At 71.5% G+C, this 15332-nt stretch carries 12 protein-coding genes and 1 pseudogene; 8 read left to right on the top strand and 5 right to left on the bottom strand.

Annotated elements, in window-relative coordinates:
• Positions 1–91: 91 nt before the first annotated feature.
• The 3 genes and pseudogenes from AB0G20_RS27620 to AB0G20_RS27610 form a co-directional block, all read right to left on the bottom strand.
• Positions 92–2476: a helix-hairpin-helix domain-containing protein gene (locus tag AB0G20_RS27620; RefSeq protein ID WP_361306862.1), complete on the bottom strand. Its 2385-nt coding sequence runs from the start codon at positions 2474–2476 to the stop codon at positions 92–94.
• A complete protein-coding gene (locus AB0G20_RS27615; RefSeq protein WP_361306860.1) occupies positions 2473–3459 on the bottom strand; it encodes an aldo/keto reductase in 987 nt (328 codons plus the stop codon). The genes AB0G20_RS27620 and AB0G20_RS27615 overlap by 4 nt, the downstream gene beginning before the upstream one ends.
• Before the next feature lie 112 nt (positions 3460–3571).
• Positions 3572–4672: pseudogene (locus AB0G20_RS27610) on the bottom strand (pectate lyase); the annotation flags it as partial.
• Between the two features lie 209 nt (positions 4673–4881).
• Here AB0G20_RS27610 and AB0G20_RS27605 point away from each other — a divergent pair.
• Together AB0G20_RS27605 and AB0G20_RS27600 are read left to right on the top strand one after the other, a co-directional pair.
• A complete protein-coding gene (locus tag AB0G20_RS27605; RefSeq protein ID WP_361306858.1) occupies positions 4882–5937 on the top strand; it encodes an LLM class F420-dependent oxidoreductase in 1056 nt (351 codons plus the stop codon).
• Positions 5938–6198: 261 nt separating this feature from the next.
• Entirely contained in the window at positions 6199–6987 is a 789-nt protein-coding gene (locus AB0G20_RS27600; protein WP_361306856.1) for a ferritin-like domain-containing protein, read from the top strand.
• A 10-nt stretch (positions 6988–6997) separates the two neighbouring features.
• Here AB0G20_RS27600 and corA read toward each other — a convergent pair whose 3' ends face one another.
• Positions 6998–7993, bottom strand: a complete 996-nt coding sequence (corA, locus tag AB0G20_RS27595) for a magnesium/cobalt transporter CorA (RefSeq protein ID WP_361306854.1) — start codon at positions 7991–7993, stop codon at positions 6998–7000.
• A gap of 61 nt (positions 7994–8054) precedes the next feature.
• Between corA and AB0G20_RS27590 the strand changes: the two genes are divergently transcribed.
• From AB0G20_RS27590 to AB0G20_RS27580, 3 genes are all read left to right on the top strand, one after another.
• Complete coding sequence (locus AB0G20_RS27590; RefSeq protein ID WP_361306852.1) at positions 8055–8741, top strand: histidine phosphatase family protein; 687 nt, start codon at positions 8055–8057, stop codon at positions 8739–8741.
• Positions 8742–8819: 78 nt separating this feature from the next.
• Positions 8820–9407 carry a DUF3090 domain-containing protein gene (locus AB0G20_RS27585; RefSeq protein WP_033311881.1) on the top strand — a complete coding sequence of 196 codons (588 nt, stop codon included), beginning with the start codon at positions 8820–8822 and terminating at the stop codon, positions 9405–9407.
• A complete protein-coding gene (locus AB0G20_RS27580) occupies positions 9371–10201 on the top strand; it encodes an SCO1664 family protein (protein WP_361306850.1) in 831 nt (276 codons plus the stop codon). Before AB0G20_RS27585 ends, AB0G20_RS27580 begins: the two co-directional genes overlap by 37 nt.
• A gap of 28 nt (positions 10202–10229) precedes the next feature.
• On the opposite strand, the gene AB0G20_RS27575 is transcribed toward AB0G20_RS27580, so the two are convergent.
• On the bottom strand, positions 10230–11183 hold the full coding sequence (locus AB0G20_RS27575) for a LysR family transcriptional regulator (protein WP_361306848.1): 954 nt from the start codon (positions 11181–11183) through the stop codon (positions 10230–10232).
• 173 nt (positions 11184–11356) lie between these two features.
• Here AB0G20_RS27575 and AB0G20_RS27570 point away from each other — a divergent pair, with 173 nt between their 5' ends.
• From AB0G20_RS27570 to mshC, 3 genes are all read left to right on the top strand, one after another.
• Positions 11357–12478, top strand: coding sequence for a PrpF domain-containing protein (locus tag AB0G20_RS27570; protein ID WP_361306846.1), 1122 nt, complete (start codon positions 11357–11359; stop codon positions 12476–12478).
• Between the two features lie 107 nt (positions 12479–12585).
• A complete protein-coding gene (locus AB0G20_RS27565) occupies positions 12586–13839 on the top strand; it encodes an SLC13 family permease (protein WP_361306844.1) in 1254 nt (417 codons plus the stop codon).
• A 210-nt stretch (positions 13840–14049) separates the two neighbouring features.
• Positions 14050–15279 carry a cysteine--1-D-myo-inosityl 2-amino-2-deoxy-alpha-D-glucopyranoside ligase gene (gene mshC / locus AB0G20_RS27560; RefSeq protein WP_361306842.1) on the top strand — a complete coding sequence of 410 codons (1230 nt, stop codon included), beginning with the start codon at positions 14050–14052 and terminating at the stop codon, positions 15277–15279.
• The last annotated feature ends 53 nt before the right edge of the window (positions 15280–15332 follow it).

The raw sequence follows: 15332 nt of genomic DNA, 5'->3' as shown, positions 1-15332 counted from the left end.
AAGCCGGCGACGCCCACCGCGCTGACCAGGGCCAGGGCGGTCAGGGAGCGGGGGCCGAGACGGACGGCCCGGGCCTGTGACCACCACCCCGTCACGTGCCGCTGATCTGCGGCGCGAGCAGCACCGGAAGCCGGGTCGTCCGCGGCTTCGCCGGAACCTCGGCCACGGCTCGGGGGAGCGCCTGCTCCACCCCGTGCACCACCGACAGATGCCGGTCGGCCCGCCCGAACGCCGTGTACACCCACGGCCGGCTGAGCGCCTGCGCCGCGTCGCCGGGCAGCACCACGACCACCGCGGGCCACCGGCTCCCCACGGCCTGGTGCGCGGTCAGCGCCCACCCGTGCCGCACGGACTGCTCCACCCGCTCCTTCGGTACGACGACGGCCTGGCCCTCGCACGACAGGTGCAGCCCCTCGGCATCCGCCGTCACCACGCGGCCCGGCAGCGCACGCCCCGGGACGGGGGAGTAGACGATCCGGTCACCGGGGTCGAAGCCGCCGAAGCGGCCCGGGCCCGGATTGAGCCGATCCTTCAGCGCCGCGTTGAGCGCTCGCGTCCCGACGGCCCCGCCGTGCCCGGGGGTGATCACCTGGGTCTCCTCGGCCGGTACACCGATCGCCCGCGGCACCGAGTCCACGACGAGCTGCACCGTCCGGTGCACGGCCTCGCCCGCGTCCCGCACCGGCACGATCACGACCTCCTTGCCGGGGGCCTCGACCTGGTTCAGCTCGCCGATGCCGATACCGGAGACCAGCTCGCCCAGCGGCCCCGGATCCGGCCGCCGCGAGGCCACTTGGGGGCAGATCCGCGCCGCGAGCAGATCCGCGAACACCCGCCCCGGCCCCACGGACCACAGCACCGCCGGATCCCCCGCCAGCACCAGCCGCGCCCCGTCGGGCAGCGACTCGGTCAGCAGCGCCGCCGTCTCGACATCCAGCTGGGGCGCGTCGAGCACGACGAGCAGATCGAGAGCGAGGGCCCCGTCCGCGTCCCGGCCGGGACCTTCGAGGCCGGCGAGCAGCCCGGCCACAGTGGCGACGGGGGAGTCGGCGGGTGTCTCGTCGGCTCGCTCGGGGACGTCCGCCGCCGGGCCGGACCGCCGTAGCAGAGCCGCGAAACGGTTGCGGCCGATCGGGCCGTGCGCGGCCGCCCAGGCCCGCAGCCCGAGGGACCCCGCGGCGTTCAGCAGGGCCGCGGGCTCGGCGAGGGAGGCCTCCCCGCCGGTGTGCAGCACCAGTCCCTGACCGGCGACCGCGCGGATCAGCTCCGCCGTCGACCCCTGGACCGCGGCGGCGGCCCGCTCCCAGTCCTCGGCCGAACCGTCCTGCTTGGGCACCGAGTTGACCAGCCGGGCCAGGCCGTCGGCCAGGCTCTCCTCCGCCAGCGCGTAGCGCTCCAGCCCGACCAGGACACGGACCGGACGCTCCTCGTCCCCCTCCGTGTCTTCCTCGTCGGTCCGGGCCGGGGCACCGGCCTCCTCTTCCAGGGCGTCCTGGAAGACCAGCGCCTCACCCTCCGCGATCGCGTCCTGCACGGCACTGTCGGGCTCAGGAACGCCCCGCTGGGCCAGGGCCGCGAGGAGCGCCGGCATCTCCAGGGCGGTGTGCCCGGCCAGCGCCGCCTGCTCCAGGAGCCAGCCGGTGACGGCCCGGCCCCGCCGCTCGTCGTCCGGGCCGCACTCGGCGCCGAGCAGGGCCCGCGCGAAACCGTCGGCCTGCTCGGGACGCACGCCGGGGATCCGCAGCAACTGCCAGGGGTCGGCGCGCAACTGCTCCTGGGCGCCCTCGCCGAGGGTCGCGGCGACCTGCGGTGCGAGCACCTCCGGGGCACCGCCCTCGCCGAGCACCTGCCGTACGGCCTGAACCGCCTCCGGCGCGGGGGCCGCCGATGCCGCGAGGGGCGTGGGCGCCACCGGCTGCGGCCGTCGCTCCGGCTCGGGGGCGGAGCGCCGGGGGGCGGGCCGGGGCTCTTCGAACACCGTGGCCACGGGCTTCTCGCCGCTCTCCACGGCCCGTACGGCCGCGAGCAGGTCGGCGGCCTTGCCGCTCAACTTGGTGCCGGCCTCGACGGGCGTCTTCTTCTCGGCCTTGCGCTGTTCGATGCGCTCCCGCTCGGCCTGCTGGGCCCGCAGCTCGGCCTCGGCCTCGGACACCTGCCCGGCGGCCGCCTCAGCACCCTCGGCCTCGGACACCTGCCCGGCACCGGCTTCGGCACTCTCCGCCTCGGGCGCCTGCCCGGCACCGGCTTCGGTGCTCTCCGCCTCGGACGCCTGCCCGTTACCGGCTTCAGCGGCCTCCGCCTCGGACGCCTGCCCGGCTCCCGCGTCACCGCCCTCGGCGCCGTCGGGTACCTGCTCGGTGTCGGCCTCCCCAGGCCCGGCCTCACCGCTGCCGGTCCCGGCCACGCCGGCCGGTGTGCTCTCGGCGCCCGGCGTCCCCGGCTCGGTGTCCTCCGTGGTCTCGGGCTCCGTGCTCACAGCGTGCTCCAGTCGTGATCGGGATAGCGGTGCACGGGCGCCGACACATCGTCGAGCGCCCGGCAGATCTCGTCAGGAAGACTAAGGGTCTCCACTGACAATGCCGCCGTGAGCTGCTGCGCGTTGCGCGCGCCGACGATCGGGGCGGACACGCCGGGCCGGTCGCGGACCCACGCCAGGGCCACCTGGAGCGGCGTCACCGCGAGCCCGTCGGCCGCGGTCGCCACGGCGTCTACGATGCGGCTCGCCGTGTCGTCGAGGTACGGCGCGACGAAGGGCGCGAGGTGCTCCGAGGCACCGCGTGAGTCCGGCGGCATCGTGTCGCCCCGGTACTTGCCCGTCAGCACCCCGCGCCCGAGCGGCGAGGACGGCAGCAGGCCTATGCCCAGGTCCAGCGCGGCCGGCAGCACCTCGCGCTCGACACCACGCTGGAGCAGGGAGTACTCCAGCTGCGTACCGGCCAGCCGGGTCCGGGCGCCGGGGGCCGCCAGCTGCCAGGTCGCGGCCTTGGCCAGCTGCCAGCCGCAGAAGTTGGAGACGGCGGCATAGCGGGCACGCCCGCTGGAGACCGCCAGGTCGAGGGCCTGGAGGGTCTCCTCCAGCGGGGTGTCCGGGTCGAACGCGTGCACATGCCACAGGTCGACGTGGTCGGTGCCGAGCCGGGACAGCGAGCCGTCCAGCGCGGAGAGCAGATGGCCGCGGGAGCCGTCGAAGCGGCGGTCGGGGTCCGGCACGCTGCCCGCCTTGGTCGAGATGACCAGGTCACGGCGGGGCACCAGGCCGTCCATGAGCCTGCCCAGCAGGTACTCGGCCTCACCGTCGCCGTACACGTCCGCGGTGTCGACGAGGGTCCCGCCCGCTTCCCAGAACGTCTTCATGAGGTCCGCGGCGTCGTGCTCGTCGGTGTCCCGACCCCAGGTCAGGGTGCCGAGACCGATCCGGGACACACGAAGGCCGGTGCGGCCGAGATGCCTCTGCTCCATGAACGCCGAGATTACTGGCCAGAACCTACGGTGTGGGTGGCTGTGGACCACGGATTTCCGGGGGCGGGACCGTGGGGTGCCCCGATCCGATGGTGCCCGGAGCCCTCGGCTAGCACCTGCCGTCGGACACCTGAAGGCCCTTGCCGGCGCCCGCCGTTCGGTTCACGATGGCGGGCACGCAGGCGGCGGCGTCCGGACTGAACGCGTACGGGATGCCGACGGTGGTGTTCGACTTCGGGTCGGGGCCCGCCGGATGGTTCTCGCTGCCGGGGCTGGACCAGGTCACGTTGTCGAAGATGTTGCCGCCGACCTGCCAGTAGCCGGCCTCGTCGGTGTAGAAGGTGCCGAGGACGTCCTTGGAGTCCTCGAAGTAGTTGTTGTCCACCTTGGCGCGGGCGCCGGCCCGGGAGTTGATGCCGGACTCGTTGAGGCGCACGTAGTGGTTGTTGTAGAGGTGCGCGATGCCGCCGCGCAGCAGCGGGGCCCGGGAGTCGATGTTCTCGTACCGGTTGTGGTGGTACGTGATGTAGCCGTTCGTCCGGTCGCTCTCGCTGTTGCCGACCAGGCCGCCCCGGCCGGAGTTGCGCAGCACGCTGTAGGACAGGGTCACGTACTGGGTGTTGTCCTTGAGGTCGAACAGGCCGTCGAAGCCCTCCGACTCGCCGCCGGACGCCTCCAGGGTGGTGTGATCGATCCAGACGTTGCGGACGTTGCGCTCGATGCCGATGGCGTCCCCGCCGTTGGACGTGGGGGAACCCGACTTCTTGACGTTCCGGACGGTCACGTTCTGGATGATGATGTTCTTCGATTCGCGGATGTGGATGCCCAGTTGATCGAAGAGGGCGCCGCTGCCGACTCCGATGATGGTCACGTTGCTGACCTTCTTGAGCTCGATCACGCCGTCGGCGGTGTCGCAGCTGTCTCCCGACACCTTCTTGGTGTTGCCGTGGTTGATGGTCCCGGTGACCTCGATGGTGATCGGGGTGCTCGTGCTCGCCCGGCCGCACAGGGCCTGATGGATCGCCGTTCCCGTCGTCGCCCGGACCGTCTGGCCTCCGGCGCCGCCGGTGGTGCCGCCGTTCTGGGTCGCGTAGCCGGTGGCGCTGCCGGTCGCCGCCGAGGCCTCGGGCATCGACACGAGCGTGCCGGTCGCGGCGGCGAGGGCCATCGTGGCCAGTGCCGCGTGGAGTCTCAGGGGAAGTGCTCGCTTCATCCTTGCCTCTCCGTTCGTCTGCGGAAGGTGGTGATGGAAAGCGCTTTCCAGCGAAAGGTACGAACTTGCTGTGGACGCGTCAATGGTCGCGTCCATGATTTCTGTTCACTCATCTAAACCATTGGGCGGCTGTGGCCGTGTACCTCGCACGGGTCCCCGCGCTAAGGTCTCCGCACAAGGCACGTTACTGATCAGTAAGGGGATGCGGCATGCAGCTCGGTATCAACCTCGGCTACTGGGGTGCCGGAATGGACGCGGACAATCTGGCCGTCGCCCAGGAGGCCGACCGGCTCGGATACGCCGTCTGCTGGGCCGCCGAGGCCTACGGCTCCGACGCCGCCACCGTACTGAGCTGGGTCGCCGCCCAGACCGAGCGCATCGACGTCGGCTCCGCCATCTTCCAGATCCCGGCCCGCCAGCCCGCGATGACGGCCATGACCGCCGCCACCCTCGACTCCCTCTCCGGCGGCCGCTTCCGCCTCGGCCTCGGCGTCTCCGGCCCGCAGGTCTCCGAGGGCTGGTACGGGGTCAAGTTCGACAAGCCGCTCGCCCGCACCCGCGAGTACGTCGAGATCGTCCGCAAGGCCATGACCCGCGAGCGCCTGTCCTACGAGGGCCAGCACTGGACGCTGCCCCTGCCCGGCGGCCCCGGCAAGCCGATCAAGCTGACCGTGCATCCGCAGCGCGAGCACATCCCGCTGTACATCGCCGCGATCGGCCCGAAGAACCTGGAACAGACCGGCGAGATCGCCGACGGCGCCCTGCTGATCTTCCCGTCCGCCGAGCACCTCGAGGACACCACGATCAAGTACCTGCGCGCCGGGCGCGAGAAGGCCGGCAAGACCCTCGACGGGTTCGACGTCTGCCCGACCCTGCCGCTCGCCGTCGGCGACGACAAGGACGTGACCACGCTGGCCGACACGTTCCGCCCCTACACCGCGCTCTACGTCGGCGGCATGGGCAGCCCCAAGCAGAACTTCTACAACCAGCTCGCCCAGCGCATGGGCTACGAGCAGGAAGCCGCCGAGATCCAGAGCAAGTACCTCTCCGGCGACAAGCAGGGCGCCGCGGCCGCCGTACCGCACGACCTGATCGACAAGACGACCCTGCTGGGTTCCGTGGACCGGATCGCGGACCGGATGAAGGCCTATGCCGCGGCCGGAGTCACCACCCTGTCCCTCGCCCCGGCGGGCTTCACGCTCGACGAGCGGCTCGCGTCCCTGAGGGCCGGCACGCAGGCCCTGGAGCGCGCCGGGCTCGCCTGAACCGACCGGGAGTTTTCAGCGGCCGTGGTGGGGGCTCGGGGGTCTTCCCCGCCACGGCCGTCACGCAGAACAACGCGCGGGGCCGCCGGCGGTTACGGCACGGCGCCCTCGCCCGGCCCGGCACGCCCCCTCAACGTCCTCCATTCGGCGGAGTCGTCCCTCACACCTGTTGCAGCACCCTCCACCCCGCATTTGACTCGTTCTTCGCGGAGACCTGCGGAATGCCGCAGTACGCCCACGCGCGCGGGAGAGGTGCCCACGATGCTTTCGGCCAAGAGTCTGTTCCAGGAGATCCTCGACAACGACGAGTCCTTCGCCCTGTTCTGCTCCATCGCCGCGAGCGGCGAGTCCCAGGGCGGCTGGGAGAACGCCCGGATCGCCGCGCTAGTGCCCGAGTCCGAGCGCGAACTCGCCCCCAAGATCAGCCGGCACGGCGCCGACGAGGACAAGCACGGCCGGATCTTCAACGCCCTGATGAAGAAGCGCGGCCTCGAACCCGTCCCGGTCCCGCCGGAGACCGACTACACCATGCTCCTGGAGAAGAACGGCATCGGCCTCGCGCACGAGCAGCTGGGACGCGACGAGCGGCTCACCGTCCCGGACATCGTCACCTACCTCTCGCACAGCAGAGTCACCGAGCAGCGCGCCTCCGAGCAGATGGACCTGCTCCGCAAGCACTTCGCCGACCACCCCGACCTCGGTCGCGCGGTCAAGCAGATCTCGGGCGACGAGGACAACCACCTCGCCTACTGCCACGAGGAACTGCTGCGCTTCGCCTACGCGGGCCACGGCCGGGCCATCCAACGCACCCTGCGCGAGTGCGCGCTCGCCGAGATCCGGATCTACCGGGACGTCAGCCTCGCCGTCATGGCGCACATGGGCCGCATCCTCGGCTGGTCCAAGGCCAAGTCGGCGGTGCTCGCCGCGGGCATCCACGCGATGTACGCCTACGAACGCATGGGCGGCTGGCGCCGGATGGTGTCGCTGACGACGCCCGAGCGCCGCAACGCCCTCGGCGGCCCCGCGACCCCGGAACCCGAGTTCGCCTGAGCCGGCCCGGCTACAACCACCCGCGGCGCTTGAACAGCCGGAAGACCATGATCTCCAGGACGGCCATCAGAACCAGCAGTGCCGGATAGGACCAGACCCAGCGCAGCTCGGGCATGTGCTCGAAGTTCATGCCGTAGACCCCCGCCAGCATCGTGGGGATCGCGGCCATGGCCGCCCACGCGGAGATCTTCCGCATGTCGTCGTTCTGCCGGACGCTCATCTGCGCCAGGTGCGCCGAGAGGATGTCCGACACCAGTCGGTCCAGGTTCTCCACGGACTCGTTCACGCGCGTCAGGTGGTCGTTGACGTCACGGAAGAACGGCCGGGCCCGGTCGTCCACGAACGGCACGGCCACCCCGGTCGACGCCGTCCCCGCCAGCCGGCTCATCGGCGGGGCCAGTGGCCCGGTCGCCCGGCGGAACTCCAGGACCTGCCGCTTGAAGTCGTAGATCCGGGACGCCGTGTTCCGCGAGCCCCCGCCGTCCGGCGAGAAGACTTCCGCCTCCAGACCCTCCAGGTCGGTCTGCAACTCGGTCGCCACGTCCAGGTAGTGGTCGACGGTGGCGTCGGCGACCGCGTACAGCACGGACGTGGGACCTTTGCCCAGCAGCTCCGGCTCGTGCTCCAGCCGGTGGCGCACGGCCTTGAGCGGGGCGCCCTCGCCGTGCCGGACGGTCACCACGAACGAGTCGCCGAGGAAGATCATGATCTCGCCGGAGGAGACGGTGTCGCTCTGCGGCTCGTACGCCACCGGCTTGAGCACCACGAAGAGCGAGTCGTCGTACACCTCCAGCTTGGGCCGCTGATGGGCCTTGAGGGCGTCCTCGACGGCCAGCGGGTGCAGCCCGAACTCCCGGGTCACATGGTCGAATTCGTCTTCGGTCGGCTCGTGCAGCCCGATCCACACGAATCCGCCCGCCGTGCGGGCCTCACCCAGGGCGTCGGAGAGGTCCTCGGGCCCTTCCGTCCGCTGTCCTTCGCGGTAGATGGCACAGTCGACGATCACGAAGCGAGTCTCCCGTCACTCGAACGACACCGCACGCGCGCGTGCGCCTACGCTGGACCGCATGCCCACGTTGATCCTGGTCAGGCACGGACGCTCCACCGCCAACACAGAAGGGCTGCTCGCCGGCTGGACGCCCGGTGTCGCCCTCGACGAGCGCGGCGCCGCGCAGGCCGCCGCACTGCCTGGACGGCTCGCCGAACTGCCCCTCGCCGAGATCGTCACCAGCCCCCTCCAGCGCTGTCAGGAAACGATCCGGCCCCTGCTGGAGGCAAGGCCGGACCTGAGCCCGCACACCGACGAGCGCATCGGCGAGTGCCACTACGGCGACTGGTCCGGACGCAAGCTCGCCGAGCTCATGGACGAGCCCCTGATGGAGGTGGTGCAGGCGCACCCCTCCGCGGCGGCGTTCCCCGGCGGGGAGTCCATGCGGGCCATGCAGACGCGCGCGGCCGAGGCCGTACGCGAGTGGAACGCGCGCGTGGAGCGCGACCACGGCGCCGACGCCGTCTACCTCATGTGCTCGCACGGCGACATCATCAAGTCGCTCGTCGCGGACGCACTCGGACTTCACTTGGACCTCTTCCAGCGGATTTCCGTTGAACCGTGTTCCATCACCGCGATCCGCTACACACGACTGCGGCCGTTTCTCGTACGGCTCGGCGACACCGGCGACTTCACGTCCCTGGCGCCGCGCGAGGAACCGCCGGGCGGCGAGGCCGAAGTCGGGGGTGGTGCGGGCGCACCGTGATCGTTCGCCGCAGTAGGGTGAAGCGGTCGCAGCAGTGCCGTGGTCACACGGTTCCCACGATTCCAATGGAGACAGGACGTGTCCCGTCAGGTGTTCCTCTACGACCATCCGGAGCGTTTCGTGGCCGGTACGGTCGGACTGCCCGGGCGCCGTTCGTTCTTCCTCCAGGCCTCCGCAGGCTCCCGGGTGACCAGCGTGGCCCTGGAGAAGACCCAGGTCGCCGCGCTCGCCGAACGCATGGACGAACTGCTCGACGAGGTCGTACGCCGTAGCGGCGGCAGCGCCCACGTCCCGGCCGTCGCGCCGTCGGACACCGACACCGCCCCGCTGGACACCCCCATCGAGGAGGAGTTCCGGGTCGGCACCATGGCGCTCGCCTGGGACGGCGACGAGCAGCTCATGATCGTCGAGGCGCAGGCGCTCGTGGAGCTCGACGCGGAATCCGAGGAGGACCTCGCCGAGGCCGAGGAGCGGCTGCTCCAGGACGAGGAGAACGGGCCCCCGATGCTGCGGGTCCGGCTCACCGGCGCGCAGGCCAGGGCCTTCGCCAAGCGCGCCCTCGACGTCGTCAACGCCGGGCGGCCGCCGTGTCCGCTGTGCAGCCTCCCACTCGACCCGGAAGGACACGTATGTCCGCGCCAGAACGGATACCGCCGCGGAGCGTGACGCCTCCCACGGACGCCGCCGAGCTGCTCGCCCGGGGCGAACTGACCGTACGCGGACGCATCCGTGAGGCCTCCAACGCGGCCCTGTACTGCACGGTGTCGTACGACGGCGAGGACGCGGCCTGCATCTACAAGCCGGTCGCGGGGGAGCGGCCCCTGTGGGACTTCCCCGACGGGACGCTGGCCCAGCGCGAGGTGGCCGCGTACGAGGTCTCCGAGGCGACCGGCTGGGGCCTGGTGCCGCCCACCGTGCTGCGCGACGGCCCCTACGGCGAGGGCATGTGCCAGCTGTGGGTCGAGGTGACGCCGGAGGCGGAACTGCTCGCCCTGGTCGACGGCGAGGAACCCGAGCCGGGCTGGAAGGCGGTCGGCTTCGCCGAGGTCGGCGAGGGGCGCACCGCGCTGCTCGTGCACGCCGACGACGAGCGGCTGCGGAGGCTGGCGGTCCTCGACGCGGTCATCAACAACGCCGACCGCAAGGGCGGGCACCTGCTGCCCACCGGCGAAGGGCGGCTGTACGGCATCGACCACGGCGTCACGTTCAACGCCGAGAACAAACTGCGGACCCTGCTGTGGGGCTGGGCCGGGGAGCCCCTGCCTCAGGAGGCCGTCGACGTCCTCGAAGGCCTCAGGAAGGGCCTGGCCGGGGGCGGGACGCTGGCCGCGCGGCTCGAACCGCTGATCACCGGCGCCGAGATCGACGCCACCCGCGCGCGAGTCGGCGCGCTGCTCGCCTCGCGGACCCACCCGGAGCCGAGCGGGGAGTGGCCGGCGATTCCCTGGCCGCCCGTCTAGGCCGTTTCGCACGCTCGTGCCGGCGGCGTCAGCCCCGCCGGACCGCCCCGAGCTGGGCCCGGTGCAGGTCCGGGGCGGTGAATCGCTGCGCCACCGTGCGCAGGACGCGGGCCATCGCCTGGGCGGGTGGGGTGGCGGGGCGTGCCGCCGCGCGTGCCAGGAGGATGCGGCGGGTGGGAGCCGGGACGTCGGAGGCGAACGGCAGGAGGCGTACGTCGCTGCGTCGGCTGGTGAGAGCCAGACGGGGTGCGAGCGCGATGCCGAGACCCGCGGCGACCATGGCCTGTGCCTCCTGGTAGTCGTGCGATGAGTAGGCGATGCGCGGCTCGAACCCCGCCTGCCGACAGCTTCGGCGCAGGACGTCGGCGACGGGGTGGTTGTCGGCGCGGATGATCCACTCCTGGTCGGCGAGGTCCCCGAGACGCACGGAGGGACGTGTGCGCAGGGGCGAGTCGGCAGGGACGACCAGCACCGTGGGGTCGTCCAGCAGGTGAGTGAGGGCGAGCGCCGAATCGTCGAGGCGGTTCCATTCGTAGTCCCAGAGCAGCCCCTGCTCCACCTCGCCGGTGTGCAGCATCTCCCTGAGCTCCGCGAGGACTCCGGCGCGTACCTCGATGCGGATGCCGGCGTGACGCCGTCGGAAACGCGTCAGCGCCAGCGGCAGCAGGGACGCGCTCGCCGTGGGGAAGGAACCGAGCCGCAAGGTGCCTTGGTCGAGGGCGGTGAAGGAGTCCAGGTCGGCCTGGGCGGCACGGAGTTCCCGGCGGATGGTCTGACCGCGTTCGGCCAGCGCGGCACCCGCCGGGGTGGGGCGGATACCGCGCGGCAGCCGTTCGATGAGGGGCTGCCCCGCCTCCTGCTCCAGCAGGGACATCTGCTGGGAGGCGGCGGAGGTGGTCATGCCGAGGGCTTCCGCCGCGGCGGTGAGTGAACCGCGTTCGGTGGCCTCGGTGAGCAGCAACAGACGGCGCACGTTGAGCATGCCGTCGACTTTAGCTGAGCTAAACCCAGGTGAAGCGAACTGCGATTGTTCCGAAGTCATGCCTCTGCGAACGTCTCCGCAATCGCCGAGCGGTTCACCGGCCCGCAATGCGCCCGCAACCGCCGCCTCGGCCCTTTCTCCCTACCTCCGTTGATCCAGGAAGAGCCTCAGACGTGCACATTCCTGCGACCCTGGTGCGTGGCGGCACAAGCAAGTGCTGGCTGTTCAACCAGGTCGATGTCCCTGCCGACCGTGGCGATCTCGAAAGGCTGCTGGTCGCCGCGTACGGCGCCACCGATCCCGTGGAACTGGACGGGGTGGGCGGGGCTACCCCCACCACCTCGAAAGCGGCCGTGGTCAGCGCCTCACCCCGGCCTGGCGTCGACGTCGACTACCTGTTCGCTCAAGTCGGCATCGGGACGGGCTCGGTGGAGTGGACGAGCAACTGCGGCAACTGCGCCACCGGTGTCGCCCTGTACGCGGTGAGCAAAGGCATGGTTCCGGTTACCTGCGACCGGACGCGCGTGGTGATGCGCAACACCAATACCGGCGCGGTCCTCGAAGGGATCGTCGACACCCCTGGAGGCGTGGTGCACCACTTCGGCCGCCAGACGGTACCCGGCACCCGTGCCGGCGGGGTCGCGGTCGGCCTCACCTTCCGCGACCCGGCCGGTGGCACCACCGGCTCGCTGCTCCCCACCGGCCAGGCCGCCCAGGACCTGCGAGTCGGCGCCGCCGAGCCGGTACGCGTGAGCATGGTGACCGCAGGAGCTCCGGTCGTCCTTGTCGACGCCGCCGGCGCCGGGCGTACCGGTGCCGAGTCACTGGAGCGGATGAGCGCGGACGTCCCCTGGCTGCGCACCGTCCGTCATACCGCCGCACCCCTGATGGGGCTGCGCCGGCCGGGTGAGGAGCCGGGCGACGCGGTGCCCAAGGTGGGCCTGGTCGGGCCGCCGGTGCCGTACACCACCACCCTCGGTGAACCGATCGGTGCCGAGGACTACGACGTGTCGGTGCGCATGCTCAGCATGAACGCCCCGCATCCCGCGATCGGCCTGACCTCTGCCGTCGCCGTCGCGGCGGCCGGGCTGCTGGAGGGGTCCGTGGTCTCGCGGGCCACGGGCGGCCCGACCGACGAGTGGTTGCGCCTCGGCACGCCCGCCGGCGTCGTCGCGGTCCGCTGCACCGATGTGAGGGACGGCCTGCCGCACCGGGTCACCGTGCAGCGCGCGGCCCGTCTGCTCGCCGACGCCCGAATCTACGTACCGGAAGCAGGCAGTCCGCAAGCCGCCTGAGCCGAGACGAACATCACCTCGGTCGGGCCGGCTCCCCGCCGTCCACACCGGGATACCTTCGCGCCCTCGGGGCGCGCCACCCCGTCCCCACCGCACCAAGGACAAAGATGTCTGCTGAAGTGATCTCCATAGGCGCCCTGCTGGTGATGTTCGTGGTCGGCACCGTGCTGCCGATCAACCTGGGCATCCTCGCCTTCGTCGCCACCTTCGCGGTCGGTACCGCCTCGCTCGGCCTCACCGAGGACGAGATCTTCGAGGGGTTCCCGGCGAAGCTCTTCGTCACCATCGTCGGAGTCACCTACCTGTTCTCCGTCGCCCGCCGCAACGGCACCATCGACTGGCTCGTCGCGGCCGGGGTGCGGCTGGTACGCGGCAAGGTTGAGCTCATCCCCTGGGTGCTGTTCCTGGTGGCCGCCCTGCTGACGGCGTTCGGTACGTTCACCCCGGCCGCGGTCGCGATCCTCGCACCGATCGGCATGAACTTCGCCTACCGCTACAAGCTCAACCCGCTGGTCGTCGGCATGATGGTGATCAGCGGCGGGCACGCGGGCGCGTTCTCCCCCCTGGCTGTCTCCGGTGCGCTGGTGCTCGGCCTCGTCGACAAGACCGATCTGCAGGTCTCCGCCGTGGCGCTGTTCAGCGCCAGCTTCGTGATCAACCTGGTGCTCTCGATCCTCACCTACGCCCTGCTCGCCAGGCGTCCCGCCCCGCTGGTCGAGGGCGCCGCGGAGGCGGCCGACGACGAGGACCTCGCCGTCTCCGGCAGGCCCGATTGGCGGCAGTGGCTCACCCTCGCCTCTCTGGTGGCCCTCGTTGTCGGCGCGCTCGGCTTCCACTTGGAGATCGGCTTCCTCGCGCTGGCTGCCGGCGCCCTGCTGGCCCTGGTGGACATGAAGCGGCAGGAGAAGGCCGTGGACGGTGTCAGTTGGTCCACCCTGCTTCTGGTCGCGGGCATGATGACGTACATCGCGATGCTGGAGAAGGCCGGCATCATCGAGGAGATCTCCGAACACGCCGCCAACCTGGGCGCCCCGCTCGTCGTGGCCCTGCTGTTGTGCTTCACCGTGGCCATCACCTCCGCCTTCGCCTCCTCCACCGCGATTCTCACAGCGATCATCCCCATCGCCGTACCGCTGCTGCTCGCCAGCCACCTCAGCGCCGCCGGGCTGATCGCCGCGCTCGCCGTCTCCACGACGATCGTCGACACCTCCCCCTTCTCGACCAACGGAGCACTCGTCCTCAGCAACGCTCGCGGGGTGGACGCCCGTCGCTTCTACCGCCAGGTCATCGGCTACACCGGCGGAATCGTCGCCCTCGGCCCCATCGTCGCCTGGGGCGCCCTCGTCCTGCCCTGGTCCTAGGGCGAAGACCGACGACGGACAGCGGAGGGCGCCGTGCCGGACCACGCACGGCGTCCTCCGCGCTGATTCCGTGTGCAGGACCAAGGGGACACGGACACAGCCGGCGACGGGCCTGGCAGCACAGCCGCCGGACGACCGCAAGAGCGCCTTCTCGGCCGTCCGGCCCGCTCCCATTCGTATATGGAACTTCAGTCCGGTTAGGCTCATGGCATGCATGCCTGGCCCGCTTCCGAGGTCCCCGCCCTGCCTGGTCAGGGCCGCGACCTGAGGATCCACGACACCGCGACCGGCGGCCTCGTCACCCTCGACCCCGGTCCCGTCGCCCGTATCTACGTCTGCGGCATCACCCCGTACGACGCCACCCACCTGGGACACGCGGCGACCTACAACGCGTTCGACCTCGTGCAGCGCGTGTGGCTCGACACCAAGCGGCAGGTTCACTACGTCCAGAACGTCACCGACGTCGACGATCCCCTCCTGGAGCGGGCCCAGCGCGACGGCGTCGACTGGGCCGCCCTCGCCGAGAAGGAGACGGCCCTCTTCCGCGAGGACATGACGGCCCTGCGGATGCTGCCGCCGCGGCAGTACATAGGCGCCGTCGAGGCCATACCCGGGATCGTCCCGCTCGTCGAGCGGCTCCGGGACGCCGGTGCGGCCTATGAACTGGACGGGGACGTCTACTTCTCGGTCGAGTCCGACCCGCACTTCGGCAAGGTCTCGAACCTCGACGCCGCGGCGATGCGGCTGCTGTCCGCCGAGCGCGGCGGAGATCCGGACCGCCCGGGCAAGAAGAACCCGCTCGACCCGATGCTGTGGATGGCGGCCCGTGAGGGCGAGCCCAGCTGGGACGGCGGATCGCTCGGGCGCGGACGGCCCGGCTGGCACATCGAGTGCGTGGCCATCGCCCTGGACCACCTCGGCATGGGCTTCGACATCCAGGGCGGCGGCTCCGACCTCGCCTTCCCGCACCACGAGATGGGCGCTTCGCACGCCCAGGCGCTCACCGGCGAGTTCCCCATGGCCAAGGCGTATGTGCACGCCGGCATGGTGGCGCTGAACGGCGAGAAGATGTCCAAGTCCAAGGGCAACCTGGTCTTCGTCTCCAAGCTCCGGCACGACGGCGTCGACCCGGCCGCCATCCGGCTGGCGCTGCTCGCCCACCACTACCGCGCCGACTGGGAGTACACCGACCAGGTCCTCCAGGACGCCGTCGAGCGGCTCGGCCGCTGGCGGGCCGCCGTGTCCCGGCCCGACGGTCCGCCGGCGGAGGCGCTCGTCGACGAGATCCGCGAGGCCCTCGCCGACGACCTGAACGCCCCGGCCGCGCTCGGCGCCGTCGACCGCTGGGCAGCGCTCCAGGAGCGGAGCGGCGGCACGGACATCGGCGCGCCCGGTGTGGTCTCCCGGGCGGTGGACGCGCTGCTGGGCGTGGCGCTGTAGCCGAGAAGCGGACAGAGGGGCGTCTCCCGGCCGGGAGACGCCCCTCTGGCGTT

Origin of the sequence: Streptomyces sp. NPDC024017 (assembly GCF_040638895.1) — a bacterium.
Taxonomy (GTDB): Bacteria; Actinomycetota; Actinomycetes; order Streptomycetales; family Streptomycetaceae; genus Streptomyces.
The sequence above is the reverse complement of the archived record's forward strand: the minus strand, read 5'-3'. Positions and strand labels throughout refer to the sequence as shown.